We start from the raw sequence: 26,455 nt of genomic DNA on the forward strand, positions 1-26,455 counted from the left end.
CCGCGGATCAGATCACTGCAAGCGCCAGCGAGAGGCCCGAGAGGAACGCGTCTTCCAGGCGGTGGCCTGTGCACCAGTCGCCGGCCACGCCGATCCTGGCCTTGGCGTCCCACAGGTGGCTCTTGCCTACGGGCACTTGCGTCTGGGCTTCGGTCCAGCAGCGTGCCTGGGCATGCGTGGGCGCGGCGTGAATGCCGGTGATCTCGGAGAACGCGCGCAGCAGCTTGGCTTCGACGCGTGCGGCGTCGTCGCGCAGGTGTTCTTGCGACCAGGTGGCGCTGGCCTGCAGCGTCCAGCGCTCGACGCGTTCGCGCCCCGGCTTGGACGATTCGCGCGCGAGCCATGCCACGCGGTGGTGCGTGCTGCGCGCGGCATTCCATTGCGGGCCCAGGTGCGACATGTTGGCCTGGTTGGCCTGCGGAAAGGCGATCATCAGCGTCCAGCAGGGCGCAATGCGCACGGGCTCGATCTTCTGGCTGATGCTGGCCGAAAGCTTGCCGTCGCCCAGCAGCGCACGTGCGCGCGACGGGGGCACGGCGAGCAGCACGGCGTCGAAGCCGGAGTACACATGCTGCGAATCGTCCGCACCGGCGGTGCGCAACTGCCAGCGCTTCGGGTCGAGCGCATCGGGTTCGATCTGCGTGACTTGCGTGCCGGTCACGAGGTTGCTGCCCAGCGGCGCGGCCCAGTGGGCTACCAGCGCGTCCATGCCGGGCTGCGCGACCCAGTGCGATTCGCGGCCGGGCAATGCCGCTTCGGCCACGCGGCCGTGGGCGTCGAGCACGCGCACGAGGTTGGCGCTCCATGGGCGGCAGAGGCTTGGCGTGGCTTCGAGTGCCAGCGCAAAGCGCGCGTCGCGCACGGTGAAGTACTGCGCGCCGCTGTCGAAGCGGCCAAAGGCGGTGTCGATGCTTGCCATGCGCCCGCCGGGTGCGCCCTCGCGTTCGAACACCGTGACCTTGTGGCCGGCCTGCACCAGCGTGCGTGCGCAGGCCACGCCGGCAATGCCGGCGCCCACGACGGCGTAGTGGCGCGGAGCAGCGGGGGTTCGGTGGCGGTCGGCCGCCTTTGCCGTCTTGGCAGTTGCGCGAGTGGTCATGAGGGACTCTTTTCTTGTGTACGGGGAAACGATGGATGTGTGCGCACTCTACATCGGTCTGCGAAGGGCACTTGTGGCAGGCAGTCGCCTAGCGCCCACGATGCCGCTCGAGCAGCGCCCGCCGGGTGGCCTCGTGGTCGAACTGCGCAAGCCACCATTCGAGCGCGCGCCCCGGGCCGCCCGCGCTGCGCACGCGCCAGGCGCAATGCATGGTTGCGAGCGGCGGCTTGCGTTCGGTCTTGCGTTCGACCAGGTGGCCGGCTTCGATGTAGGGCCGCGCCATGGGCTCGGGCAGAAAACCGCCGCCAAGGCCGTGCAGTTGCGCGTTCAGCTTGGCATGCATGCTCGGCACCGTGAGCACATCTTGTCCGCCGACCAGGTTGACAGTCATGCTGGGGCCGCTGCGAACCGAGTCGGCAGCGGCAACCGCGCGGTACTGTCGCAGCACGGCATCGGTCAAAGGCTCGGGCAAGCGCGCGAGCGGATGGTGCGGCGCCAGGGCATAGACGAAGCACAGTTCGCCGATGGGCCGGCTGCGGATGCCGGTTGCAGTGAAAGCCAGGCTTGCCGCATCGAGCACGGCGCCGACGGCCAGGTCGGCCTCGCCGCTGGTGAGCGCCTCGATGGTGCCGAGCAGCGTTTCATCGCGCAGCTTGAGCCGCGTGGGCGGATCGAGTGCGAAGAATGCGGTGGCCAGGTCCAGGAGCGGGTCGCGTGCAATCACGCTGTCCACGGCAATGGTGAGCATCGGCTCCCAGCCGGTGGCAACGCGCTTCACGCGGTTTGCCACGGCATCGATCTCGCCCAGCAGCCGCGCCGCCTCGCGCAGCAGTTCGGCGCCGGCTTCGGTAATGCGGGCCTGGCGTGCGCTGCGATCGAACAGCAGCACGTCGAGCGCGTCTTCGATCTGGCGCACGCGGTAGCTGAGCGCGCTTGGCACCAGGTTGAGCGCGCGCGCCGCGCCGGCAAAGCTGCCCGTGCTTGCCACGGTCTGGAGCATGGAGAGTGCGTCGGGGGTCAGTACGTCTCTGGCGCTGGGCATGGCGGCTCCGTCGATTGCTCGATTGATTGATCAAATAATTTGAATGATGCCATCAAAACCCGGCGCTTTTAAGGGAGGGGTGCGGACCTAAAGTTCTTCACATCCGCTGCGCATCCGGCGCGGCATACGAAGAAGGCCCGAGCGTCCCCAAGAGGCAGGGCCGAAGGAGTTTGACGATGTTGCAAGTCCGTAAATCACAGGAACGCGGTTATGCCGACCATGGCTGGCTGCGCTCGTTTCACAGCTTTTCTTTTGCCGGCTACTACGACCCGGCCCACATGGGCTTCGGCAACCTGCGGGTGATCAACGAAGACCGGGTGGCTGCGGGCGCCGGCTTTGGCACCCACGGCCACAAGGACATGGAAATCATCAGCTACGTGCTGTCGGGCGAACTGGCGCACAAGGACAGCATGGGCAACGTGGAATCGATTCCGCCGGGCGACGTGCAGCGCATGAGCGCGGGCCGCGGCGTGATGCACAGCGAGTTCAACCACAAGGCCGACGAGACCACGCATTTCCTGCAGATCTGGATCGAGCCGAACGTGCGCGGCATTGCCCCGGGCTACGAGCAGAAGAAGTTCAGCGACGCCGAAAAGCGCGGCAAGCTGCGCCTGGTGGCTTCGCCCGATGGTGCCGACGGTTCGGTCACGGTGCACGCCGATGCGCGCCTGTTCGCGGGCCTGCTCGATGGCGATGAAAAAGCCAGCCTCGCGCTGGATCCGCAGCGCAAGAGCTACGTGCACCTGGTGCGCGGCGAGCTCGAAGTGAACGGCCAGAAGCTGTCGGGCGGTGACGCCGCAATGCTCCAGGGCGAATCGCAGCTGACGCTCGGCGCCGGCAACGACGCCGAAGTGCTTGTGTTCGACCTGGCCGCCTGAGACCTGGCACTTGAGCAGGCGCGCTCTTTGCTCCTGCTCTTTTCTTTCAAATTCAATTTTCAACAACCGAGGAGTTTCATCATGACAACCACTGCAATCAACGCAACCGCAACATCCAACCCCACCGCCGCGCAAGACACGCTGGCACTCGTCGGCCGCGTGCTGCTGGCGCTGCTTTTCGTGCCCGCAGGCTTCAGCAAGCTCATGGGCTTTGCGGGAACCGTGGGGTACATCTCGTCCGTGGGGGCGCCGCTGCCGCAGGTTGCGGCTGTCATCGCGATCATCGTGGAGCTGGGCCTCGGCCTGATGCTGCTGGTCGGCTTCAAGACGCGACTGGCGGCCGTGGTGCTGGCGGTGTTCACCGTGGCGGCTTCCGTGCTGTTCCACAATTACTGGAGCATGCCTGCCGACAAGGCTTTCGTTAACCAGCTGATGTTCTTCAAGAACATTGCCATTTCCGGCGGCCTGCTCGCCTTTGTCGCCTTCGGTGCTGGCCGTTTCAGCATCGACAGGAAGTAAGCCACTTCAGGAGAACATCCAATGCCAAACATCGTTGTCGTCTTTCATTCCGGCTACGGCCACACCCAGCGCATCGCCCAGGCCGTGGCCGATGGAGCAGGCGCGCAACTGCTTGCCATCGACGCCGATGGCAACCTGCCCGAAGGCGGTTGGGAGACGCTGGCCGCGGCGGACGCCATCATCATGGGCTCGCCGACCTACATGGGCGGCGTGAGCTGGCAGTTCAAGAAGTTTGCCGATGCGTCGTCGAAGGTGTGGTTCACGCAGGGCTGGAAAGACAAGCTCTTTGCGGGCTTCACCAACAGCGCCACCATGAACGGCGACAAGGTCACGACCATGGCCTACCTGTGGACGCTCGCCATGCAGCACAGTGGCATCTGGGTGAGCATGGGCATCCTGCCGACCAACAACAAGGCCGCAACGCGCGACTCGCTGAATTACGTGGGCGGCTATGGCGGCCTGCTCACGCAGTCGCCGTCGGACGCGAGCCCGGCCGAGATGTTCAAGGGCGACTTCGATACCGCCCGCGCGTTTGGAGAACGCATTGCCGAAGTGGCAAGATCGCGCGGGTAAAACCCAGTCCACCACGGAGCCACCCGATGACCGATACCACCGCACAGACCCAACTGCTTCAACCGCACGACAAGGACCTGGGCGGTGGCTTCAAGGTGCGGCGCCTGCTGCCCGCGGCGCAGCGCCGCTCGGTCGGCCCCTTCGTCTTTTTCGACCACTTCGGCCCGGCCACGGAGCAGCCCGGCGCCGAGCACGACGTGCGGCCGCATCCGCACATCGGCCTTTCCACCGTCACCTATCTTTTCGAGGGCGCGATGATGCATCGCGACAGCCTTGGCAGCGTGCAGGAAATCCTGCCCGGCGCCATCAACTGGATGACAGCGGGGCGCGGCATTGTGCATTCCGAGCGCAAGCCGGAGCGGCTCAAGGCAGATACCTACGTGAATCACGGCTTGCAGCTCTGGGCCGCGTTGCCGAAGGCGCATGAAGAGGTCGAGCCGAGCTTCGAGCACACGCCCGCCGGCGCCATTCCCGAACTGGTGGAGCAGGGCGCGCAAGTGCGTGTGCTGGTGGGCGAGGCTTTTGGAAAGCGCTCGCCGGTGAAGACGCTGTCGCAGACGCTCTACCTCGATATTGCGTTGCCCGCGGGCGGCCGCTTCGAACTGCCCGCATTGGCACCCGAACTGGCCGTCTATGCCGTCGATGCCGATGCGCGCGTCAACGACGAGGCCATTGCGGCGCACACGATGGTGGTGTTGCCGGACGGCCAGGGCGCGGTGCTGAGCACCGATGTGGCGGTGCGCCTGATGGTGATCGGTGGCGAGCCGCTCGATGGCCCGCGCTACATCACGTGGAACTTCGTCTCCAGCCGGCGCGAGCGCATTCTCGAGGCTGGCTCTGATTGGGCCGCACAGCGCATGGGCCATGTGCCCGGTGAGACCGAGTTCATTCCGCTGCCAGGCAAGCCGTTTGGCGTGCGAGAGCCGGACGTCGGCACTACGCCGGTCTGACGAGCTCGCAGCGAACAAGGGCCGCGCCGCGCGGCCTAGCTTTTTCGTTCCAGGTCGGGATCTTCCGATGCGCGCGCACTCGCATCGGCAGCCCGCGCGCTCAGGTCGGGCGCCAGCGCACGACGGCCGTCGAACACGAAACAGTCGCCGTGATAGTGCGCACCGCCGACTTCTTCAAAATATTTCAGGATGCCGCCTTCGAGCTGCAGCACGTTCTCGACGCCTTCCTCGCGCATCAGGATGGCGGCTTTTTCGCAGCGGATGCCGCCGGTGCAAAAGCTCACCACGGTCTTGCCTGTGAAATCGGCCCGGTGCGCCTTCAGTGCGGGCGGAAATTCGGTGAACTTGGTAATGCGCCAGTCGATCGCCCCGTCGAAGGTGCCTTCGTCGACCTCGAAATCGTTGCGCGTGTCGAGCAATGCAATTTCGCGGCCGGCGTCGTCGTGCCCCTGGTCGAGCCAGCGCTTGAGCGTTTGCGCGTCCACCCCGGGTGCACGGCCGGCGGCGGGCTGGATGGCCGGATGATCCATGCGGATGATTTCGCGCTTGAGCTTGACCAGCATGCGGCGGAAGGGCTGCGTGGCCGACCAGCTTTCTTTCGTTTCGAGGTCTGCAAAACGCGGATCGGCGCGCAGGCTGGCCACAAAGCTGCGAATGGCGTCGGCAGCGCCAGCCAAAAACAGGTTGATGCCCTCGGGCGCCAGGAGGATGGTGCCCATGAGGCCCAGCGCCTGGGCGCGCCCGCGCAGGTCTTCACGCAGCACGGGGCTGTCGTCGATGGCTACGAACTTGTAGGCCGCAATATTCAAAATCTCTTGCACGGGGCGGAATTGTAGGGATTGCCAACCCACATCGTGGAGTGCCGGTTTCTACAATGGGAGGATGTTTGTTCACCTGCGCCTGCACACCGAGTTTTCCGTCGTCGACGGCACCAACCGAATCGATGAAGTCGTCAAGGCCGCCGCTGCAGACAAGCAGCCCGCGCTGGCCATTACCGACCTGAACAACCTGTTCGGGGCGATCAAGTTCTACAAGCAGGGGCGCAGCAAGGGTGTCAAGCCGGTTATCGGCGCTGAAATCTTCATTGAGGGGCTGGGCAAGGAGCCCGGCGTGCTCACGCGCATCGTGCTGCTGGTGCAGAACATGGAAGGCTACCTGCACCTTTCAGAATTGCTGGCGCGTGCCTGGACGCAGAACGTGGGCCGCGGCCAGTCCCAGGCGGCCTGCAAGCTCGAATGGCTGCAGGAGCTGCAGGGCGGGCTGATTGCGCTTTCTGGCGCGCAGGCGGGCCCGCTGGGGGCGCCGCTGCTGCAAGGCCAGGAAGAACGCGCCGCAGAGTTGGCGCTGCAGCTGGCGAGCATGTTTCCGCATCGCTTCTACATCGAGCTGCAGCGCGCCGGCCGGCCCGACGACGAGCCGCATGTGATTGCCGCCGTGAAGCTGGCGGCGCGGCTGCGCTTGCCGGTGGTTGCCACGCACCCGGTGCAGTTTGCCGAACGCCAGGACTACGAAGCGCACGAGGCACGTGTCTGCATCTCGGAAGGTGAAATTCTTGGCAACCCGCGCCGGGTTCGCAAGTTCACCGAAGAGCAGTATTTCAAGTCGACCGCGGAGATGGAGGCGCTCTTTGCCGACGTGCCGAGTGCACTGGCCAACACGGTCGAGATTGCCAAGCGCTGCAATCTGACGCTGGTGCTCGGCAAGCCGCAACTGCCTGATTTTCCGACGCCCTTCATCAGTGAAGGCGTTCGCATGCCGATCGACGAGTTCTTCCGCCAGGAGTCGTTCGCGGGCCTTGAAGAGCGGCTGGCGCACCTGTATCCCGACCCCGCCAAGCGCGATGCCGAGCGTCCACGCTACGTGAAGCGGCTGGAGTTCGAGATCAACACCATCTTGAACATGGGGTTCCCGGGCTACTTCCTGATCGTGGGCGACTTCATCAAGTGGGCCAAGAACAATGGCTGCCCGGTGGGCCCCGGCCGGGGCTCGGGCGCGGGCTCGCTGGTGGCCTATGCGCTGAAGATCACCGACCTCGATCCGCTCGAATACAAGCTGCTGTTCGAACGTTTCCTGAACCCCGAACGCGTTTCGATGCCCGACTTCGACATCGACTTTTGCCAGGGCAACCGCGACCGCGTGATCGACTACGTGAAGGACAAGTACGGCCGCGAGGCCGTGAGCCAGATCGCCACCTTCGGAACCATGGCCGCGCGCGCCGCCATTCGCGACGTGGGCCGCGTGCTGGACATGAGCTACATGTTCTGCGACGGCATCAGCAAGCTCATTCCGAACAAGCCGGGCCAGCCTGTCACCATCCAGTACCCGCCCGACCCGAAGGTGGATGGCGACAAGAACAACTACGCCATCGAGATGGAGCCGCAGCTTGCCGCCCGCATCGAGAAGGAAGAAGAAGTGCGCATGCTGGTGGAACTTGCGCAAAAGCTCGAAGGCATGACCCGCAACATCGGCATGCACGCGGGCGGCGTGCTGATTGCGCCCGGCAAGCTCACCGATTTTTGCCCGCTGTACCAGCAGCCCGGCAGCGACTCGGCCGTGAGCCAGTACGACAAGGACGACGTGGAGGCCATCGGCCTTGTGAAGTTCGACTTTCTGGGCCTGGCCACGCTCACCATCCTCGAGATTGCGAAAGAGTTCATCGTCAAGCGCCACAAGGGCCAGGAGAACTTCGCATACGAGAACATCAAGCTGGACGACCGCGAGACCTACAAGCTGTTTTCGGAGGGCAAGACGGAAGCGGTGTTCCAGTTTGAAAGCCGCGGCATGCAGGGCATGCTGAAGGACGCAAGGCCCACGCGGCTCGAAGACCTGATTGCGCTCAACGCCCTGTACCGCCCGGGCCCTATGGACCTGATTCCGAGCTTTGTGGCGCGCAAGCACGGCCGCGAAGAGGTGGAGTACCCGCACCCGGCGGTGGCCGAAATGCTCTCCGAGACCTACGGGATCATGGTCTACCAGGAGCAGGTGATGCAGACCGCGCAGATCCTGGGCGGCTACTCGCTTGGCGGCGCCGACCTGCTGCGCCGCGCCATGGGCAAGAAAAAGCTCGAGGAAATGGCCGAGCACCGCGAGAAATTCCGCGCGGGCGCGCTCAAGACGCACGGCATTCCCCAGGACAAGGCCGACGAGATCTTCGACTTGATGGAGAAGTTCGCGGGCTACGGCTTCAACAAGTCGCACGCGGCCGCGTATTCGCTGCTGGCGTACCACACGGGTTGGCTCAAGGTTCACTACACGGCCGAGTTCTTCTGCGCCAACATGACCGTGGAAATGGACGACACCGACAAGCTCAAGGTGTTGTTCGAGGACGCGCAGAAAAACTTCGGCATTACCTTCGAGCCGCCGGATGTGAACCGCGGCAACTACCGCTTCGAGCCGGTTACCGACAAGGTGATTCGCTACGGCCTGGGCGCCGTCAAGGGCACGGGGCAACTCGCCGTCGAAGCCATTGTTCGGGCGCGCGAAGAGGGCGGGCCGTTCAAGAGCCTGTTCGATTTTTGCGTGCGCATCGACCGCCAGCGCATCAACAAGCGCACGGTCGAAGCGCTCATCAAGGCCGGCGCGTTCGACGCCATCCAGCAGAACCGCGCTTCGCTCATTGCCTCGGTCGACCGCGCCTTCGAGTTTGCGGTGGCCACCGAAGCCAACGCGGCGCAGGTCGACATCTTCGGCGACAGCGAGCACGGCTCGGCCACGCAGGAGCCCGAACTGGTCGACGCTACGCCTTGGGGCGTGAAGGAGCGGCTCACCTACGAGAAGACAGCCGTGGGCTTCTATCTCTCGGGCCATCTGTTCGACGAAGTGGCGCACGAGGTGCGGCGCTTCTGCAAGCGCGAGATCGGCGACCTGATGGACACCCGCGACCAGCAGGTGATTGCGGGTATCGTGAGCGACTTTCGCGTGATCAACGGCCAACGCGGACGGCTGGCCATCTTCAAGCTCGACGACAAGTCGGACTCGATTGACGCGACCGCCGACGAAGCGCTGATCAACGCGAACCGCAACACCCTGAAAGACGACGAACTGGTAATCGTGAGCGGGCGCCTCCAGCCGGGCCGCGGCGGTTTCGAGGCGCGCTTTCAGGTGCAGCAGGTGTGGGACCTGGCCACGGCGCGTTGCCGCTTCGGCAAGTTCCTGCGCGTGGCCGTGAATGGCAAGGCGCCCGACATTGCCCGCCTGGTGAAAGACTTTCCGCCGCGCACCGAGCAAAGCGAGCACGGCGACCTTGTGCAGGGGCTGCCCGTGCGCCTTTCAATGGCACGCGGCGGAGCGCAGGTCGAGCTGCAGCTTGGCGAGCGCGCCAAGTTCTTTCCGACCGATGCCGCGCTGGCAAGCTGGACGGCGCAGGCCGAAGCCGGAAAAGCTGCGGTCGTCTACGAGTAAGGCGACTGATGGCGAGGCGGCCAGGCGCGCGTAACGCCTGGCCGGGTTCTTAGCGCTTGGGCCGCAGCGACACGATCAGCGACGGGAAGATGCGCCCGTCGTTATCGCGCGGCAGCTTGTCGGTCTTGCGCAGGCCCCGCTCGGCGGCTTCATCCCAGCTGGGCAATCCGCTCGATTTGGTCAGCTTGACGCCGACGATGGTGCCGTCCGGCGCGAGATGCACCTCGAACTCTGCTGCCGGATTGCCATTGACCGTTTCAGCGTCGGGGAAGGTGATGTTCGGGCGAACCGCGGCGGCAATGCGCCCCGCGTAGCCGCTCGAAGGCCCAGACGAACGCAGGGCAGTGCCCTTGGAGTCGTCGCTGCCGCTGGCGCCTGCGAGGCCTTGCATGCGCTTGAGCGTTGCAGCGCGATCGGCGGCGGCCTGCTTGGCGGCAGCCTCGGCTTTTTTCGCCTCCGCCTGTTTGGCTTCGGCTTTCTTGGCCTCGGCCTGCTTGGCTTCTGCCTCCTGCTGCTGCTTTTTCTGCTCGGCCAGCTTCTTTTGCTGTTCCTTCTTGCGCTCGGCTTCGTCTTCGGCGCGCTGCTTGGCCTCGAGCTCTTTCTTGCGCTGCTGTTGCTGGCGCTCGAGCTCTCGCTCTTTCTGTTCTTTTTCTTCCTTGAGCTTCTTCTCGCGTTCGAGTGCGATGTCAGGGGCGCGCGGCGGCGGCGCGGGCTCGGGCGCTTTTACCTGCGGCGGCGGCGGCGGTGGCGGCGGTGCAGGAGCAGGCGGCGGAGGCGCGGGAGCGGGCGTAGGGGCTTGCGGTGCGGACAGGCGCGGTGCGGCCTGTTGCACGGTGGAAGACCACAGCTCGGCGTCGACAGCGCCTTCGTCGGGGTCGCTGCGCCAGCGCACTCCCCACGTGAGCGCCGCGATGAGCAGCGCATGCGCGACCAATGCGAGCAGCACCGCGCGCGGCGTGCCGCGCTGCGGCGGTGGTGCGAACTCGGGGCGATCCAGGGCGAGCGACATGCCTTATTTGCCGCCCGTGGTCGTGACGGACAAGCCCACGCGCTCGATGCCGCTGCGCTTGAGCTGGTTCATTGCCTTCACGACGGTTTCGTACTTGACGGTCTTGTCGGCGCTGATGACCACCGGGCGCTGGTCGTCGCCGCCTTGGGCGGTCTTGGCCGCGGAGCCGATCTGCGTCATTGGAATCGACGTGCCGCCGGTGCCGGCGGACGGGTCTTTCTTGATCTGCACTTCGTCGTCGCTCTTGATGACGATCTCGATGGGCTTGTCGGGCTGCTTGTTGGCACGGTCGACCGAGGGCAGGTTGATCACGCTCGGCGTGATGAGCGGCGCCGTGACCATGAAGATGATCAAGAGCACCAGCATCACGTCGATGAACGGGACCATGTTGATCTCGTTGATCGTGCGGCGGCCTCGGCCCCGGGATGAAACGGCGGGCATGCGCTGGACCTCCGTTCAGCGGTTGGCCGGAGCCGCCGAAGTTGCCGACGCCACCGCGGCGGGGTTGGCCGAGAGGTTGCGCTGCAGGATGTTGGAGAACTCCTCGATGTAGGTTTCGAGGGCAATCGCGATCTTGTCGATTTCGCGCGCAAAGCGGTTGTAGCCCACCACCGCCGGAATGGCGGCGAACAGGCCGATGGCCGTGGCGACCAGTGCTTCGGCAATGCCGGGAGCCACAGTTGCCAGGGTCACCTGGGCCAGCGCGGCCAGGCCCGTAAAGGCATGCATGATCCCCCAGACCGTGCCGAAGAGACCGACGTAGGGCGACACCGACCCGACGGTGGCAAGAAAGGACAGGTTCTGCTCGGCCGCGTCGAGTTCGCGCTGGAAGCTGGCGCGCATGGCGCGGCGGGCGCCGTCGAGCAGGGTGCCGGCGTCGTTCACGTGGCGTTCGCGAAGCTTTTGATATTCGCGCATGCCCGAAGCGAAGATGCGCTCCATGGGGCCGGCGAATTTGGCGTTTTGCGCGGCCGAGGCAAACAGTTCGTTCAGGCTGGTGCCCGACCAGAACTCGCGCTCGAAGTCGTCGTTCAGCGCGCGCATGCGGCGAAGCGCGAAGTATTTGCGGATGATCGCGGCCCAGCTGGCAATCGAGACGATTACCAGCAGCAGCACGACCAGTTGGACCACGAAGCTCGCGTGGAGGAGGAGATTGATGATCGAGAGGTCTTGGTTCATGGCTTGAAAGGTTGAGTCATGGAGCCGCCGGAGCGCTCGAGGGTTCCCGAAACTTGGGCCGGTATGCGCGCGGGGCGCAATGTGGTGGCGTCCACCCAGCCGATGCGGATGGTGCCTTCGCACAGCAGGACGGGCGCCGCGGCCCCCGTTCGCTCTTGCTCTGTTTTTGATAGCACCTGTTGACCGATTATCAACGACGCCGTACCCATTTGTCGGAGATCGGCTGTAACCAGCAGTTCGTCGTCGAGGCGGGAGGGCCGATGGTATTTGAGCTGCGTTTCGCTCACCACGAACTGGCCGCCGGTTTCCTCGCGCAGCCTTCGCTGCTCCACGCCCAGCGAGCGCAACCATTCGGTACGGCCGCGCTCCATGAACTTGAGGTAGTTGGCATAGAACACGATGCCGCCGGCGTCGGTGTCTTCCCAGTAGACGCGAATTGGAAACGCGTAGCTCATCGGGCCGGGTTCGCGATCATCGCCCGCAGGCGTTCGATGGATTCCTCAAGATGCGCCATCGAACTGGCGGTGGAAAAGCGCACGAACTTGCCGGTTTCGGCTGTGCCGAAATCGCGGCCGGGGGTGACGGCCACGTGGGCGCGGTTCATGGTTTCGAAGGCGAAATCCCAACTGCCCGAAATGCCGAGCTTCTCGGCGACGCTCGTGCAGTCGGCCCATGCATAGAAGGCGCCGTCGGGCACCACGGGCACGTTCAGGCCAAGCGCGTTGAGCTGCGGAATGAACCAGTCGCGGCGTGCCTTGAACTCGGCGCGCCGGCGCTCGTATTCGGCAATGCTCGGGTCTTCGAAGCAGGCCAGCGCCGCATATTGCGACACGGTGCTGGGGCAAATGAAGAGGTTTTGCGCAAGCCGCTCGACCGCGGGCACCAGTGCTTCGGGCACCACAAGCCAGCCGAGGCGCCAGCCGGTCATGTTGAAGTATTTGCTGAAGCTGTTGATGCTGATGACGTTGTCGTCGATGGCGAGCGCCGTCTGGCCAAATGCCTCGTCGTACGAAAGACCGAGGTAGATCTCGTCGATAAGCGTGATGCCGCCGCGTTGCGACACCACGTTGTGGATGCGGCGCAGTTCGTCGGGTGCGATCGAGGTGCCCGTGGGGTTGGACGGCGAGGCGAGCAGCACGCCGCGCGTCTTGCCGGTCCACGCGGCTTCGACCTTGGCGGCGGTGAGCTGAAAGCGCTCTTCAGCCGTGGTGGGGATCAATACGGCGGTGCCGTCCGCTGCGCTCACGAAGTGGCGGTTGCAGGGGTAGCTCGGGTCAGGCAGCAGGATTTCGTCGCCTGCTTCGATAAGTGCCAGGCAGGCCAGCTGCAGCGCGGCCGATGCGCCGGCTGTCACCACGATGCGGCGTGCAGGCACGTCGACGCCGAAGCGCTGTGCATACCAGCCGCTGATGCGCTCGCGCAAATGATCGAGCCCGGTGGCCTGCGTGTACTGCGTGGCGCCGGCACGCACCGCGCGTGCGGCAGCTTCCTGCACCAGCGGCGGGGCAGTGAAGTCTGGCTCGCCGATGTTCAGGAAGATCATCGGCCGGTCGGTATGGGCCACTTCGCGCGCAAGCGCGCCGGCGGCCTTGGCGACCTCCATCACATAAAAAGGTTCGATGCGCTGCGCGCGCGCCGAAATTCTCACGTTCTTGCCTTGCCCGAAGTGCGGTCGGCTTCCACCTCGGCCGCGCGCAGTTGCGGCGCCAGCCCGTTGAGCACGGCGTTCACGTACTTGTGGCCGTCGGTGCCGCCGAATTCCTTGGCAAGCTCGATGCACTCGTTGAGCACCACGCGCCATGGCACGTCGAGGCAGTGCTGAAACTCGTACACGCCGATCCACATCACGGCGTGCTCGATGGGCGATATTTCCTCGAACTTGCGGTCCAGCAGTGGACGAATGAGCGCGTCGAGTTGCTCGGCGCCTTCGATGGCGCCGTGCAGCAGCGCGTCGTAGTGCGCGGCGTCGGCCTTGTGAAAGCCCGCAAGGTCGCGCGTGAACTGGTCGATGGCGGCGGCGTCGTTGCGGCCCACCAGGTGCTGGTAGAGCGCCTGCAGCGCAAATTCGCGTGCGCGGCTGCGGTTGGACTTGGCCGAAGCCTTGCGTGCGCCGGTGCTGGTCAGGCCGGTGCGCACTTGCCGCGCCGGGCGCGGCTTGGCGCCGGCTGCTTTGTTGTTGTCTTCGGTCATGTCAGGGAGGTCAGCAACCGCGCCATCTCAACGGCGACCTGGGCTGCGTCGCGGCCCTTGTCGGTCTGCCGGGCAACGGCTTGCTCGATGTTTTCGGTGGTGAGGATCGCGTTGGCGATCGGAATGCGATGGTCGAGCGCGATGCGGCTCACGCTCGCGCCGGATTCGTTGGCCACCAGTTCGAAGTGGTAGGTTTCGCCGCGGATGATGCAGCCCAGTGCCACAAGCGCGTGGTACCCACCACGCTTCGCCATGGCCTGCAGCGCGACCGGCACTTCAAGCGCGCCGGGAACCTGCACATGATGGATGTCGTCTGCAGCCACGCCGAGCTTTTCGAGCTCGGCAAGGCAGGCCGCGGCGAGCGCGTCGGTGATGTCGGCATTGAAGCGTGCCTGGACGATGCCGATGCGCAGCCCTTTTCCGTCGAGCGGCTTTGCATCCGCTCCCTTGTTTGCACCTTGCATGTCGTGTCAGTCTTTCGTGAGGTAGCCGGCAATTTCGAGGCCGTAGCCTGCGGCCATGCTCGGCATGCGGCGGGGCGTGCCGAGCAGGTTCATCTTGTGCACGCCGCATTCGCGCAGGATTTGCGCGCCGATGCCGTAGCTGCGCAGGTCCATGCGGCCGCGCTCGGGGGCTTGTGCGGGGCGCGCGGTGCCGTCGAATTGGGCAAGCAGTTCGCCGGCCGTTTCGCCGCAATTCAGCAGCACGGCCACGCCTTTGCCTTCGTTCGCAATGTGCGACAGGCTGGCGTCGAGGCTCCAGGAGTGGAGCGACCGGTTGACCTCGAGTGCGTCGAGCACCGAGAGCGGCTCGTGCACGCGCACCGACACCACGTCTTCAGGTGCCCACTTGCCGCGCACCAGCGCAAGGTGCACGCCGCGGCTGGGCTTGTCGGTGAAGGCATGGGCCGTGAAGGCGCCCCACGCGGTCTGGATTTCGCGGCAGCCGACTTTTTCGACCAGCGATTCGGTGCGGCTGCGGTGCTCGATGAGCGCGGCAATGGTGCCGATCTTGAGGCCGTGCTCGGCCGCAAAAAGCTGCAGGTCGGGCAGGCGCGCCATGGTGCCGTCTTCGTTCATCACTTCGCAGATGACCGAGGCGGGCGAGCAGCCGGCCATGGCCGCGAGGTCGCAGCCGGCTTCGGTGTGGCCGGCGCGCATCAGCACGCCGCCGTCCACCGCCTGCAGCGGAAAGATATGGCCCGGCTGCACCAGGTCGCTGGCAACGGCGTTGCGTGCAACAGCGGCCTGCACCGTGCGTGCGCGGTCGGCGGCCGATATGCCGGTGGTCACGCCCTCGGCCGCTTCGATCGAAACGGTGAAGGCGGTCGAATGCTTGGCGCCGTTGCGGGACACCATGGGCGGCAACTGCAGCCGCTCGCACATCTCGCGCGAGAGCGTGAGGCAGATGAGCCCGCGCGCATGGCGGGCCATGAAGTTGATCGCCTCGGGCGTGATGTGGTCCGCGGCAATGACGATGTCGCCTTCGTTCTCGCGGTCTTCTTCGTCCACCAGGATCACCATGCGGCCGGCGGCAAGGTCTGCCACGATTTCCTCGACCGGCGAAATCGGCGCGGGTGCCCGCGAGCTGCGGGGCGCACCGATGGGGGTGACGGAGGCGTTCATTCGGCGGTGTCCTTGGAATACGTGGAAGGAGTTGGCACCAGGACGCCGGCCTGGAGCATGCGCTCCACGTAGCGCGCCACGGTATCGATTTCGAGATTGACCCTGGAGCCGGCCTGGAGGCTGCCGAGGGAGGTGTTTTCGACGGTGTGCGGGATCAGGTTGATGCTGATTTCCGCGCCGTCTTCGATGTCGCTCACGCTGTTGACCGTAAGGCTTACGCCGTTGACGGTGATCGAGCCCTTGTAGGCCAGAAAGCGCGCCAGTGCGGGCGGTGCGACCACGCGCAGTTCCCAGCTTTCGCCCACGGGCGCGAAATGGCTCACGGTGCCGATGCCGTCGACATGGCCCGAAACGATGTGGCCGCCAAGACGGTCGCTGGCGCGCAGCGCTTTCTCGAGGTTGATGCGGGCGCCTGCTTCTGTAAGGCCAGCGGTCTTGTCGAGCGATTCGGCGGAAATGTCGATGGTGAACAGCTGCTGCGCCGGATCGAGCGTGGTCACGGTCATGCAGGCGCCGTTGAGCGCAATGCTGTCGCCGAGACCTACATCGTCAAGATATCCGCCCGGCACCGAAATGCCGAGTCTTTTGCCGTAGGAGGAGGAGGGGCCGAGGTCGTGGATGGCGGCGATGCGCCCCACGCCGGTAATGATTCCGGTGAACATTCGCACATTTTCGCAGATGCGGGGCCGGCCGGACTTTCCGCGGCGCTTTGCCCGCGTAAATCGCCTGTCCCTGGATGACGCGGGCGGCTAGAAGCTGTCGCGCCCACGCACCCGCGACACGATCCGAAGGTCCGGCGCCAGCATTTGCACAGACTTGAATTCAAGCGCCAGCGCGCCTTCCAGTGAGGTGAGCGGGCCCTCGGCGTGCAGGTGGCTAGCCATGTCGAGCCCGCTGCCGATCAGCTTGGGCGCCAGATAGACCAACAGCTCGTCGACGCAGCCTTCGCGAATGAGCGAGCCGTTGAGCTTGTGGCCAGCTTCGACGTGAAGCTCGTTGACGCCGCGCGCCGCCAGGTCTTGCAGCATTGCGGCCAAGTCGACCTTGCCGCTCGCGTTGGGCAGGCAGGTGACCGTGGCGCCGCGTGCCTCCAGGGCGGCAGCTCGGGGTTCGTCGCGGGCTGCCGCGTAGATCCACACGGGGCGGCCTGCTATGAAAACATGAGCGTCGGGCGGCGTCTGGAGATGGCTGTCGACGATCACCAGATGCGGCTGGCGCGGCGTCTCGACCATTCGTACATCGAGCCGGGGGTTGTCCTCGAGCACGGTGCCCACGCCCGTCAGCACCGCGCTGGCGCGAGCACGCCACGCGTGGCCGTCGGCGCGGGCGGCCTCGGAAGTGATCCACTGGCTCACGCCATTGGCAAGGCCCGTCTTTCCGTCGAGCGAAGCCGCGACCTTGAGGCGCACCCAAGGCAGCTTGCGGACCATGCGGCTGAAAAAGCCGATATTGAGATCGCGCGATTCGGCGGCGCCCGGACCGGTTTGCACTTCGACGCCGGCCGCCCGCAGGCGGGCAAAGCCTTGTCCTGCGACCAGGGGGTTCGGGTCTGCAAGCGATGCCACGACCTTGGCGATGCCGGCCGCGATCAGCGCATCGCAGCAGGGGCCGGTGCGCCCATGGTGCGAACAGGGCTCGAGCGTGACGTAGGCGGTGGCGCCGACAACCGAATAGCCCTTGGCCGCGGCGTCGCGCAGCGCCATTACTTCGGCATGCGGGCCGCCGGCCTGCTGCGTGTGACCCTGGCCCAGCACGCGGCCCTCTGCATCGCACAGAACGCAGCCCACGCGCGGATTGGGGTCGGTCAGCAAGAGCGCCTCGGAGGCCAGCCGCAATGCGGTGGCCATGTGCTGCGCGTCTGTTTCAGGGGTGGGCATGGCTGCGAGAAGAATTATTTAACACCGGAGCCGCTGGATCATACGAGCGGCGGTCAAAAGCGGATGAACGGCAAAGCCCTTGCCGAGGGCGGCGCCTACGCTCCAGTTTCGATGCGGGAATAAAGAAGCAACCGAAGTTGCAGGACAGGGGAGGACATCGAAAAATGGCTACATCAAGGCAGGCCTCCACGGGCTTTTCGCTCGTGGAGGTACTCGTTTCCATCGTGGTGCTGAGCATCGGCTTGCTCGGCTCCATTGGCATGCTGCTGACCGCAGTGCGCACGGGCAAAGAAGCCGCCACCTTTGCGGCGGCAGTCAACCTTGCTCGCGACCTGTCCGAAAAGGTTCGCATGAATCCGGGCGTCGCGGCAAGGAACGACGCGGCCAATACGTACCTCGTCGCCAACTGGACTGCGGGCAGCGATGCTCCCGTAGCTGCCGGCGGCGGATGCGCGGCGGAAGCTTGCAATCCTGAAAGCCTTGCCGCGTGGGACATGAGCGAGTGGAAGCGCCGTGTTGCCAAGGCGCTGCCCGGCGCCCGCCTGAGTGTTTGCTTCGACGACAAGCCCTGGAATGCGTCGGCCGGCGAATACGAGTGGACATGCAGTGAGGCCGGCCCCAACGTGGTTGTCAAGCTAGGTTGGGTTCCGCATGCCGACGCTGCCAATTCGAAGCACGATGGCGAGCCGCAGAGGGAGCATCCGCCGCGCCTGGTAATGCAGCTTGTTTCCGGCTAGGCGAACGGCAGCCATGTACGTGCTCCATCACGCACCGCCCGCAGTTCTGCATCGCCACCAACGCGGCATGACTTTGGTCGAATTGATGATTGCAGCGGCCATCGGTCTGGCTGTGGTGCTTGCCGCTACGGCCACGTTCCTTGGCAGCAGGCAGCTCTTTGCCGCCAACGCGGAAGCGCAGGCGGTAGAAGATTCACTGAGGTTCGCGGCCTCCGTCGTGAGGGGCGTCGTGCGGCAAGCCGGATATTCCGACTACGCCCCCGACCACGCGGGCGCCGATGGCACCGTGGTGATCGGCAGCAACGCAAACCTCATGGCCGCGTCGGACGATCCTTTCACCTTGGACATCATCGGCGCGAGCAATGCGCGGGTCGCGCTCACGGGCGAAAGCCATGGCAGCCACAACAGCAAGGGCGTGAACGGCAGCGATTCGCTGCGGGTGCGCTTTTTCGGGCGCAGCCGCGCGGGAGGCAGCGACACCGAGCCGGACGGCACCATGATCGATTGCATGGGCATTGCCCAAGCCGGTCCTTCGGACGGCGAGCCTTCGCTTGCCGATCGGGCCTGGAGCTTCTTCTTTGTGGCGGAGGCCTCCGACAAGGAACCCGAGCTCTACTGCAAGTACCGCAGCGACAAGCAGGGCACGTTCAGGTCCGAGCCGCTCGCGCGCGGCATCGAGGTATTCAAGATCGCCTATGCGTACGACAAAAACGGCGACGGCGTACCAGAACGCTGGATCGATGCCGCGCAGCTGGAGGCGCTGGCCGGCTCCGCCGCTGCCGTCAACGACGAATGGCGCAGGGTGGTCGGCCTGCGCGTCGGCATGGTTGCGCGCAGCGGCCCCGGCATCGGCGGAGCCCGAACGCAGGGCGAGGTTCTCTACCCGCTTGGTGCCGACTTTCCCGGCGTGAGCTTCATGCCGCCGGCGGACGGCAGGTTGAGGCGCACCTCCACCTTCACGGTCATGCTGCGCAATGTCATGAAGGAGTCGGCACCATGAGCCGGGTCGGCCCTTGCCAGCAACGAGGCTTCTCGCTGATCGTGGTGTTGTCGATGTTGCTCATTGCGATGGTGCTGGGCATCGGCGCCGCGCAGGTTTCGCTGGTGGGCGAGCGAAGCGCGCGCAACGACCGTGACGCCGAGGTTGCGTTTCAGGCCGCAGAAGCCGCGCTCATCGACGCCGAACGTGACGTGCTCGGACCGAACCAGGCCGCGGCGCAGCGCCTGTGTGTTTTCAACAGCAGGGATGTCTCTGCTTTCGCTGCGGGGTGCGGCGGCACGGGCATACGCCAGGGGCTGTGCGCCCAGGCCGGGGAGGGCGCAGAGCCGGTCTGGATGACTGCCGATTTCGGGCCGGACAGCGCGACCTCGGTCGCCTACGGCACCTTCACCGGGCACACCTATGCCACGGCCAGTGCGGCCGCCGGTGTTCGCGGCGGTGCATTGTCCGCGCGTGCGCCGCGCTACATGGTGGAAGCGGTTCGCAATCTTGGCGGGTGGCAGTCCAGCCAGTTGCAAAGCGCCAGTGCGCGAAATGCCTCGTATCTCTTTCGCGTCACAGCCATCGGCTATGGCGTGCGGGACGAGACGCAGGTGGTGCTGCAAACCAGTTTGCACAAGCCGGCCGCCAGCCCTGGTTGCCCCTCCTGACTGTCTCCTTTTTTTGCTGAAACGGAATTCGAATGCGTTCTCCTGAAAGCCGCGCGCTCTCGACGGCAGCTGTTGCCGCATTGGTGCTCTGCATCGGCTCGTCGGCGTTCGCGGCCGAGCCCGGCATTGCGCCGGCTATCGAACTGCCGAGCGAGCCGCTGTCTTCGATGGCATCGCGCGTCGACCCGAACCTGGTGCTCGACCTTGCGCTGGAGGTGTCGAATACGGGCGCGGCCTATCGCGAGAGCTTCGACCGGAAGAAGATTTACCGGGGCTACTGGGATCCGCTCGCCTGCTACGGCTATGCCGCAGCCGACGGGTATTTCAAGCGCCTGGCCCCTGCGACCCGACTTGCGGGCGGCGAGATTGCGTGCACGAATCAGTGGAGCGGCAACCTGTTGAACTGGGCCGCAACATCCACCGTCGACGTGCTGAGGCTTGCCTTGACGGGCGGAGATCGGGTGGTGGACGAAGTCGACCGTACCGTGCTGCAACGTGCGGTGCTTCAAGAAGATTTCTACCGCAGCAGCCATTTTCCCGACAAGGTGGTGACCGGCAACCTGGACAAGCTCACACCTCTCGTTGCGGGCAGCAGCAATGGATTGCGTGCAGCGGGCACGCTCCACTTCAATCATTGCTTCGATCGCATGTTCGTTGGGCCGAGCGCAGGCGGTAGCTGCACCAACCCCGGCGCCGGCCAGCAATACGGCCCGAGGGCCACCAGCGCTCCCTACTTCGCGCGGGTCGAGGTCTGCACTGCAGACGAAGCCGCAACACGCAGCGATCTCTGCGTCAAGTACCCGAGCGGGCGTTTCAAGCCGGCAGGAGAGATTCAGCGCTATGCGGACCGGCTTCGTTTTGCCGTGTTCGGCTATCTGCTCGAGAACGACCCCGCCCGCTATGGAGGTGTGCTGCGCGCGCCGATGAAATACGCCGGGCCGAAAAAGCTGGACGCCGGCCTCGACAGGGGTGACAACCCGCAAACCGAATGGGAGGCCAGGACGGGTATCTTCCTTCGCGATCCGGTTTCCGCGGCGCAGGGCGGCGGGTTCAGCGGCGTCATCAACTACGTGAACCGATTCGGACGCGCCGGTGCATACAAAAAGTTCGACCCCGCCGGCGAGCTCTACTACGAGTCGCTGCGCTACCTGCAGGGCAAAGTGCCCACGCGGGATGCAACGGCGGGAGTGGCAGCCGTCGATGACCCCCGCAAGGACGGGCTGCCCGTCTACAACGACTCGGAGCAATGGCGCACCGATGGACATAAGGCCTGGGACCCTGTGGGCGCCAGTTGCCGCAAGAACTATATTGTCGCAATCGGAGACCTCGAAACGCATGGCGATCGCTCCTTGCCCGGCCTGCCGGGTGGTGGCCGCAGCTTCAGCAATGCGTCGTTCGAGCCTGATGCCTCGTACTGGACCCGCTTGGTCGGCGCATTCGAAAACCGTGAGTCGCTTTCCTATACGCACCCTTCGGGCAAGTCCGGCCTTGCGACAACCGGCAACCGCGGCCCCCTGGCCTTCAACTACAAGGGCGGAGCGCAACTGACGGCAAGCACCATCGCAGGTGCGGAAACAGGCGCCGACAACGGCTCCTTCGGCATGGCGGGCCTGGCTTACTGGGCCAACACGCAGAAGATTCGTTCAGACTACCCGGACGTGCGGGTCCAGACTTTCGGCATCGACCTGGACGCAGGGGGGCAAGGGTCTGTGCGGCAGGCCCAGCGCGGCAGTTCGCTCTATCTCGCTTCGAAGTACGGCGGCTTTGCCGACAGCAATGCAGACGGCAATCCATTCAGGACATCGGGCAGCACAGGTCGCCCCGACGTGGCAGGCAATTCCGAATGGGCCGACGGCATCGACGACGACGGCCAGCCCAAGCCATCCAACTATTTCCTGGCAGGCGAGCCACGGCAATTGCTCGGCGCGGTTCACCGGATTTTCGAGTCGGCGGCGGCGCCGCAGGGAGGGCGCACGACGGACGCGGCCATTTCGTCGGATCGCATCGGGCAAGCCGGCACCAGCCTTTATGTGTCGCAGTTCAGCGGACACCGCTGGTCGGGCACGTTGCTGTCATATTCGCTTGCGTACAACGCGGCCTCGGGCGCCGTGCACCAAGCCGACGAGCCCGCCTGGGACGCAGGGGCCTTGTTGACCGGCAGTGCGTCGGCTCAGCCGGCAGTTGCGCCACGCGATCCTTCGAGCCGGAACATCGTCACTCTGTCGTCGGCCGGCAGGGGCACGCCCTTTCGTTGGGACGCACTCGACAGCGTTCTGCGAAGCCACCTGAACTCCACGCCTTATGCGGTGCCGGCGGCATCCGATGCGCTGGGCATCGATCGGATGGCGTATTTGCGTGGCGACCGGCGCAAGGAATTGTCGGCGCCCGGCGGTATGTTCCGGGTGCGCGACTCGGTCATGGGAGACGTCGCCAATTCGAATCCGCTGTTCGTCGGCCCGCCGAGCTCCCAGGCGCAAGGCGACGACTACGCCCGGTTTGCCGAAGCACACAAAGCGCGGTCAAGCGCCGTCTATGTCGGCGCGAACGACGGCATGCTGCATGCGTTCTCAGTCGCCACCGGGAGCGAACTCTTCGCCTACGTTCCACGCGCGCTGTTCGCAAAGCTCGGGGGCTACACCTCGCCCGACTATGTGCATCAGGCGTATGTAGACGGGTCGCCTGCCGCAGCGAACGCGCGCATGGCCGACGGCACATGGAAGACCTTGCTGGTTTCCGGAATGGGCGCCGGAGCAACCGGCGTTTTCGCGCTCGATGTTTCGGACCCCGCCGCGTTTTCAGCTGACAAGGCGCTGTGGGAGTTCACGGGGCTCGACGACGAGGACATGGGCCATGTGCTCCAGGCTCCGCGCATCATGAAGTTCCGCATTTCCGCGCCAACACGTACCGCGGCTGCGGCCTACGCCTGGTTCGCCGTGGTTCCTTCGGGCTTCAACAACGCCAATCCGGACAGGCGCGGAGCGCTGTTCCTGCTGTCGCTCGACAGGGCCGCCGGCGTTGCATGGAAGCGCGGTGTCAACTATCACAAGATAGTGCTGCCGGTTCCCGCGGACAAAACCATGGTGAATGCCCTTGGCACGCCCGGTGACTATGCGGCGTCGGATGGATGGGTGCGCTGGATGTACGCCGGCGACACGCAAGGCAACTTGTGGAAGTTCGACTTCACCGGCCAAGCGCCGTGGACCGAGGACAACGCACTCGCCCTGAAAGGGTTGCCGCTCATGGTCGCAATGTCGCCCGGCGCAAGTGCAAGGCGGCAACCCATCACCGTGGCGCCCGAGGTGGGAGCGGGGCCGAACGGAGGCGCGATCGTGCTGTTCGGCACCGGAAAATTCGTGAGCGCCGAAGATATTGGCAGCTCCAGCCGTGCCGTGCAAACGCTTTATGGCGTGTACGACTCCGGCACGGCCATTCCCCCGCACGAAACCCGCACGCAGCTTCAGGCGCGCAGCGCCGCCGCTGTTGCCGGCGAGGCATTGCCGGCCGTCGTGGGTGAGCCCTTCGTTTACGGTGCCAGCAACGGCGGGGTGGCAAGTCGCCGTGGCTGGTATTTCGATCTTCCCGGGTCGCTCGAGTCGGGCGAGCGGCAGGTAACCCGGCTGGCGCTTGGCGATGGCTATCTGTTCTTCAACACGTTGATCCCTGGTGGCGATGCATGCGGCGCCAGCGCCGGCGGCCGCAGCTGCGCGGTCAACGCAATGACCGGGCTTTCGAAGGGCGGGACCTGTGTGCCGTCGACGGGGGGGCCGTTGTCTTCGCCATTGCTGGCTGAACTTGGGGAGGGTGCCTATGCGCCGCCCGATGCGTTCGGGCGCCGATCGGCAACAAAGAAGCTCTCGGTGGTCAACGTCGGTTCGCGCGGCTCGGCTGCAGCTGGCATTTCTACCGTGCAGCCGGTGGAGGGCGGCCAGGTTTCGCAAGTGGCGGGGCGCCTGAACTGGCGCCAGATCATGGACTTTCAGGGAGCGAAGCCATGAAGGCCGCCAAGGCAGCGAGTGGCGCGGCAAGTCGCACTCACGGCTTCACCCTGATCGAAGTGATGATGGTGGTCGCAATCCTCGCCATCCTGGCTGCAACGTCGTATCCGTCCTATCTGGGGTTCATGCGCAAGGGGTGGCGCACCGAAGCCCGCTCGGCCCTTCTGCAACAGATGCAGCAGCAAGAGCGGCAGTACACCATGACGGGGCAGTACAAGCGCTACGAAGGCGGGTCTGGCGAGGGAGGTGCGGCCGGCAAGTACCTCGTCGAAAGCGGCAATTGCGAGGGGCAGGGCACCATCGACCGCTGCATCAGGCTGACTGCAACGCCCAAGTCGGGCTACTCCGATGCCGAGGTCGGAGCGCTCTGGATCGACAGCATGGGCGACAAGGGCTGCAACGGCACGGCGGGGGCCGGGTGCTGGCAGTGAACCGCGGCCGGAGATGGTCAAAGGGCATGGCTGGTGCGCCGGGCGGCTTCACGATGATCGAGTTGATGGCGGTGTTGGCCATCATGGCAATCCTTGGCTCGCTCGGCATTCCTGCTTTTCGCAGCTTGCTGCTCAACCAGCGGCTTGCCGCGGCTTCCAATGGTTTCGTCGTTGCGCTGAGCCTTGCTCGAACCGAGGCAATCCAGCGGTCGCAGAAAGTCCATGTGGGCGCGCTCGACGGAAGCAACTGGTCAAGCGGCTGGGCCGTGCAGGCCGGCCCCGACGGCACAATGCAAACGCTGCGCAAGTTCGAAAAGCTTCCGAACGGCGTCAGCGTCGACACAGAACTCGGAGACGGATTCGTGCGCGGGCTGGACTACGACAGCAACGGCTTTTCGCGCCGGGTTGGCGGCGCGGGCTTTGGCGCCGGGTGCCTCACGCTGAAAGCCGAGTCGGGCCGCAGGGCATCGGTCGTGGTGTCGGCATCGGGCCGCGCCAGGGTGTGCAACCCGGATGTCCGGGGCGATTGCGGGAGCGGCGCTTGCGGCAACGGCGGCAAATGAGCAGGCACCGGGGCTTGCTCAAATATCCCGCAACAACTGCCTGAACTCGTCGACGTCCTCGAAGCTGCGGTACACCGAAGCAAAGCGCACGTAAGCCACTTTGTCGAGCTTCTTGAGCTCGCGCATCACAAGCTCGCCGACCTTGGTCGAATCGATTTCGCGCAGGCCGCTGGCCAGCAGCTTCTGCTCGATGCGCAGCAGGGCGTTGTCGATCTGTTCGATGCTCACCGGCCGCTTGCGCAGCGCCAGCATCATCGAGGCCCGTACCTTGGTCGAGTCGAAGTCGGCGCGGCTACCGTCCTTCTTCACGACAACCGGAAAGTTGACGTCCGGCCGCTCGTAGGTTGTAAAGCGCTTGTCGCAGGCGCTGCACTGGCGGCGCCTGCGCACGAAGTCGGCGTCCTCCGAAACGCGGGTCTCGACGACCTGCGTTTCAAGATGACCGCAAAAAGGGCATTTCATGCGGCCAGGTCTTGCGGACGATCAGCGGTAGACAGGAAAACGGCTCGTGAGCGCGTGAACCTTGGCGCGCACCGCGTCGATGTTGGCAGCGTCGCGTGGGTTCTCGAGCACGTCGGCGACGAGGTTTGCCGTGATGCGGGCCTCTTCGTCCTTGAAGCCGCGCGTGGTCATGGCGGGGGTGCCAATGCGCACGCCGCTCGTCACCATCGGCTTTTCAGGGTCGTTGGGAATCGCGTTCTTGTTGATCGTCATGTGCGCGGCACCCAGCACGGCTTCTGCTTCCTTGCCGGTAATGCCCTTGGAGCGCAGGTCGACCAGCATCACGTGGCTTTCGGTGCGCCCGCTCACGATGCGCAGGCCGCGCTCGGTGAGGGTGTCGGCCACGATCTGTGCATTCTTGACCACTTGCTGCTGGTAGGCCTTGAACTCGGGCGTCATGGCTTCCTTGAACGCAACGGCCTTGGCGGCAATCACGTGCATCAGCGGGCCGCCTTGCAGGCCCGGGAAGATGGCGCTGTTGATTGCTTTTTCGTGCTGCGACTTCATCAAGATGATGCCGCCGCGAGGGCCGCGCAGGCTCTTGTGGGTGGTGGAGGTCACCACGTCGGCGTGCGGCACGGGGTTGGGGTACACGCCCGCGGCCACAAGGCCCGCGTAGTGGGCAATGTCGACCATGAAGATTGCGCCTACGTCCTTGGCCACCTTGGCAAAGCGTTCGAAATCGATGCGAAGCGAATAGGCGGACGCGCCGGCGATGATGAGCTTGGGCATGTGCTCGTGCGCCTTGCGCTCCATCGCGTCATAGTCGATGGCTTCGTTGGCGTCCAGGCCGTAGCTCACCACGTTGAACCACTTGCCGCTCATGTTGAGGGGCATGCCGTGGGTCAGGTGGCCGCCTTCGGCCAGGCTCATGCCCATGATGGTGTCGCCGGGCTTCAGGAAGGCCAGCATCACGGCCTCGTTGGCCGATGCACCGCAATGCGGCTGCACGTTGGCCGCGTCGGCGCCAAAGATCTGCTTGATGCGGTCGATGGCCAGTTGCTCGGCCACGTCGACGTGCTCGCAGCCGCCGTAGTAGCGTTTGCCAGGGTAGCCTTCGGCGTACTTGTTGGTAAGTTGCGAGCCCTGTGCGGCCATGACGGCCGGCGAAGCGTAGTTTTCGCTTGCGATGAGCTCGATGTGGTGCTCCTGGCGCGCGTTTTCGGCCTGGATGGCAGCCCAGATTTCGGGATCGGTCTGTTCGACCAGGATGTTGCGTTGGTACATGGCAGTCCT

General features: G+C 65.2%; 26 protein-coding genes. 11 read left to right on the forward strand and 15 right to left on the reverse strand.

The window, feature by feature from the left end; genetic code table 11:
• Positions 1 to 7: 7 nt before the first annotated feature.
• Both J2X67_RS09115 and J2X67_RS09120 read right to left on the reverse strand, forming a co-directional pair.
• Positions 8 to 1,099, reverse strand: a complete 1,092-nt coding sequence (locus tag J2X67_RS09115; protein WP_309952364.1) for an FAD-dependent oxidoreductase — start codon at positions 1,097 to 1,099, stop codon at positions 8 to 10.
• Between the two features lie 88 nt (positions 1,100 to 1,187).
• Complete coding sequence (locus J2X67_RS09120; protein ID WP_309952366.1) at positions 1,188 to 2,141, reverse strand: LysR family transcriptional regulator; 954 nt, start codon at positions 2,139 to 2,141, stop codon at positions 1,188 to 1,190.
• A 176-nt stretch (positions 2,142 to 2,317) separates the two neighbouring features.
• On the opposite strand from J2X67_RS09120, the gene J2X67_RS09125 reads away from it, so the two are divergent.
• From J2X67_RS09125 to J2X67_RS09140, 4 genes are all read left to right on the forward strand, one after another.
• Positions 2,318 to 3,019, forward strand: coding sequence for a pirin family protein (locus J2X67_RS09125; protein ID WP_309952368.1), 702 nt, complete (start codon positions 2,318 to 2,320; stop codon positions 3,017 to 3,019).
• 81 nt (positions 3,020 to 3,100) lie between these two features.
• Positions 3,101 to 3,538 (forward strand): DoxX family protein, encoded by a 438-nt coding sequence (locus J2X67_RS09130; protein WP_309952371.1) that lies wholly within the window; start codon positions 3,101 to 3,103, stop codon positions 3,536 to 3,538.
• Between the two features lie 21 nt (positions 3,539 to 3,559).
• Positions 3,560 to 4,111 (forward strand): flavodoxin family protein, encoded by a 552-nt coding sequence (locus tag J2X67_RS09135; RefSeq protein ID WP_309952373.1) that lies wholly within the window; start codon positions 3,560 to 3,562, stop codon positions 4,109 to 4,111.
• A 26-nt stretch (positions 4,112 to 4,137) separates the two neighbouring features.
• The gene (locus tag J2X67_RS09140) at positions 4,138 to 5,061 is read left to right on the forward strand and encodes a pirin family protein (RefSeq protein ID WP_309952374.1); all 924 of its coding nucleotides are present in this window, start codon (positions 4,138 to 4,140) and stop codon (positions 5,059 to 5,061) included.
• Between the two features lie 35 nt (positions 5,062 to 5,096).
• On the opposite strand, the gene J2X67_RS09145 is transcribed toward J2X67_RS09140, so the two are convergent.
• Positions 5,097 to 5,882, reverse strand: coding sequence for a sulfurtransferase (locus tag J2X67_RS09145; protein ID WP_309952375.1), 786 nt, complete (start codon positions 5,880 to 5,882; stop codon positions 5,097 to 5,099).
• 61 nt (positions 5,883 to 5,943) lie between these two features.
• On the opposite strand from J2X67_RS09145, the gene dnaE reads away from it, so the two are divergent.
• A complete protein-coding gene (dnaE, locus tag J2X67_RS09150; RefSeq protein WP_309952377.1) occupies positions 5,944 to 9,462 on the forward strand; it encodes a DNA polymerase III subunit alpha in 3,519 nt (1,172 codons plus the stop codon).
• A 49-nt stretch (positions 9,463 to 9,511) separates the two neighbouring features.
• Here dnaE and tolA read toward each other — a convergent pair whose 3' ends face one another.
• From tolA to ribD, 10 genes are all read right to left on the reverse strand, one after another.
• On the reverse strand, positions 9,512 to 10,471 hold the full coding sequence (tolA, locus tag J2X67_RS09155) for a cell envelope integrity protein TolA (protein WP_309952378.1): 960 nt from the start codon (positions 10,469 to 10,471) through the stop codon (positions 9,512 to 9,514).
• Positions 10,472 to 10,474: 3 nt separating this feature from the next.
• Entirely contained in the window at positions 10,475 to 10,912 is a 438-nt protein-coding gene (locus J2X67_RS09160) for a biopolymer transporter ExbD (protein ID WP_309952379.1), read from the reverse strand.
• Between the two features lie 15 nt (positions 10,913 to 10,927).
• Complete coding sequence (gene tolQ, locus J2X67_RS09165) at positions 10,928 to 11,650, reverse strand: protein TolQ (protein WP_309952381.1); 723 nt, start codon at positions 11,648 to 11,650, stop codon at positions 10,928 to 10,930.
• The gene (gene ybgC, locus J2X67_RS09170; protein WP_309952383.1) at positions 11,647 to 12,105 is read right to left on the reverse strand and encodes a tol-pal system-associated acyl-CoA thioesterase; all 459 of its coding nucleotides are present in this window, start codon (positions 12,103 to 12,105) and stop codon (positions 11,647 to 11,649) included. Before ybgC ends, tolQ begins: the two co-directional genes overlap by 4 nt.
• Complete coding sequence (locus J2X67_RS09175) at positions 12,102 to 13,298, reverse strand: pyridoxal phosphate-dependent aminotransferase (RefSeq protein WP_309952385.1); 1,197 nt, start codon at positions 13,296 to 13,298, stop codon at positions 12,102 to 12,104. Before J2X67_RS09175 ends, ybgC begins: the two co-directional genes overlap by 4 nt.
• On the reverse strand, positions 13,295 to 13,840 hold the full coding sequence (gene nusB, locus J2X67_RS09180) for a transcription antitermination factor NusB (RefSeq protein WP_309952387.1): 546 nt from the start codon (positions 13,838 to 13,840) through the stop codon (positions 13,295 to 13,297). Before nusB ends, J2X67_RS09175 begins: the two co-directional genes overlap by 4 nt.
• Positions 13,837 to 14,304 (reverse strand): 6,7-dimethyl-8-ribityllumazine synthase, encoded by a 468-nt coding sequence (gene ribH, locus J2X67_RS09185; protein WP_309952388.1) that lies wholly within the window; start codon positions 14,302 to 14,304, stop codon positions 13,837 to 13,839. Before ribH ends, nusB begins: the two co-directional genes overlap by 4 nt.
• A 6-nt stretch (positions 14,305 to 14,310) precedes the next feature.
• A complete protein-coding gene (ribBA, locus tag J2X67_RS09190) occupies positions 14,311 to 15,465 on the reverse strand; it encodes a bifunctional 3,4-dihydroxy-2-butanone-4-phosphate synthase/GTP cyclohydrolase II (protein ID WP_309952389.1) in 1,155 nt (384 codons plus the stop codon).
• Positions 15,462 to 16,127 (reverse strand): riboflavin synthase, encoded by a 666-nt coding sequence (locus J2X67_RS09195; protein WP_309952390.1) that lies wholly within the window; start codon positions 16,125 to 16,127, stop codon positions 15,462 to 15,464. The genes ribBA and J2X67_RS09195 overlap by 4 nt, the downstream gene beginning before the upstream one ends.
• 87 nt (positions 16,128 to 16,214) lie before the next feature.
• Positions 16,215 to 17,342, reverse strand: coding sequence for a bifunctional diaminohydroxyphosphoribosylaminopyrimidine deaminase/5-amino-6-(5-phosphoribosylamino)uracil reductase RibD (gene ribD, locus J2X67_RS09200; RefSeq protein ID WP_309952392.1), 1,128 nt, complete (start codon positions 17,340 to 17,342; stop codon positions 16,215 to 16,217).
• A gap of 164 nt (positions 17,343 to 17,506) precedes the next feature.
• On the opposite strand from ribD, the gene pilV reads away from it, so the two are divergent.
• From pilV to J2X67_RS09230, 6 genes are read left to right on the forward strand one after another with little or no spacing between them, the layout of a single operon-like run.
• The gene (pilV, locus tag J2X67_RS09205; protein WP_309952394.1) at positions 17,507 to 18,079 is read left to right on the forward strand and encodes a type IV pilus modification protein PilV; all 573 of its coding nucleotides are present in this window, start codon (positions 17,507 to 17,509) and stop codon (positions 18,077 to 18,079) included.
• A 13-nt stretch (positions 18,080 to 18,092) separates the two neighbouring features.
• On the forward strand, positions 18,093 to 19,079 hold the full coding sequence (locus J2X67_RS09210) for a PilW family protein (RefSeq protein WP_309952396.1): 987 nt from the start codon (positions 18,093 to 18,095) through the stop codon (positions 19,077 to 19,079).
• Positions 19,076 to 19,729: a PilX N-terminal domain-containing pilus assembly protein gene (locus J2X67_RS09215; RefSeq protein ID WP_309952398.1), complete on the forward strand. Its 654-nt coding sequence runs from the start codon at positions 19,076 to 19,078 to the stop codon at positions 19,727 to 19,729. The genes J2X67_RS09210 and J2X67_RS09215 overlap by 4 nt, the downstream gene beginning before the upstream one ends.
• Positions 19,730 to 19,761: 32 nt before the next feature.
• Positions 19,762 to 23,724: a PilC/PilY family type IV pilus protein gene (locus tag J2X67_RS09220; RefSeq protein ID WP_309952400.1), complete on the forward strand. Its 3,963-nt coding sequence runs from the start codon at positions 19,762 to 19,764 to the stop codon at positions 23,722 to 23,724.
• Positions 23,721 to 24,155: a type IV pilin protein gene (locus J2X67_RS09225; RefSeq protein ID WP_309952402.1), complete on the forward strand. Its 435-nt coding sequence runs from the start codon at positions 23,721 to 23,723 to the stop codon at positions 24,153 to 24,155. The genes J2X67_RS09220 and J2X67_RS09225 overlap by 4 nt, the downstream gene beginning before the upstream one ends.
• Before the next feature lie 26 nt (positions 24,156 to 24,181).
• A complete protein-coding gene (locus tag J2X67_RS09230; protein WP_309952404.1) occupies positions 24,182 to 24,718 on the forward strand; it encodes a GspH/FimT family pseudopilin in 537 nt (178 codons plus the stop codon).
• Positions 24,719 to 24,736: 18 nt separating this feature from the next.
• On the opposite strand, the gene nrdR is transcribed toward J2X67_RS09230, so the two are convergent.
• Together nrdR and glyA are read right to left on the reverse strand one after the other, a co-directional pair.
• Positions 24,737 to 25,180, reverse strand: a complete 444-nt coding sequence (gene nrdR / locus J2X67_RS09235; RefSeq protein WP_007836918.1) for a transcriptional regulator NrdR — start codon at positions 25,178 to 25,180, stop codon at positions 24,737 to 24,739.
• Between the two features lie 21 nt (positions 25,181 to 25,201).
• The gene (glyA, locus tag J2X67_RS09240) at positions 25,202 to 26,446 is read right to left on the reverse strand and encodes a serine hydroxymethyltransferase (RefSeq protein WP_258506967.1); all 1,245 of its coding nucleotides are present in this window, start codon (positions 26,444 to 26,446) and stop codon (positions 25,202 to 25,204) included.
• Positions 26,447 to 26,455: the final 9 nt, after the last annotated feature.

Origin of the sequence: Variovorax sp. 3319 (assembly GCF_031456585.1) — a bacterium.
Lineage (GTDB): Bacteria > Pseudomonadota > Gammaproteobacteria > Burkholderiales > Burkholderiaceae_C > Variovorax > Variovorax paradoxus_P.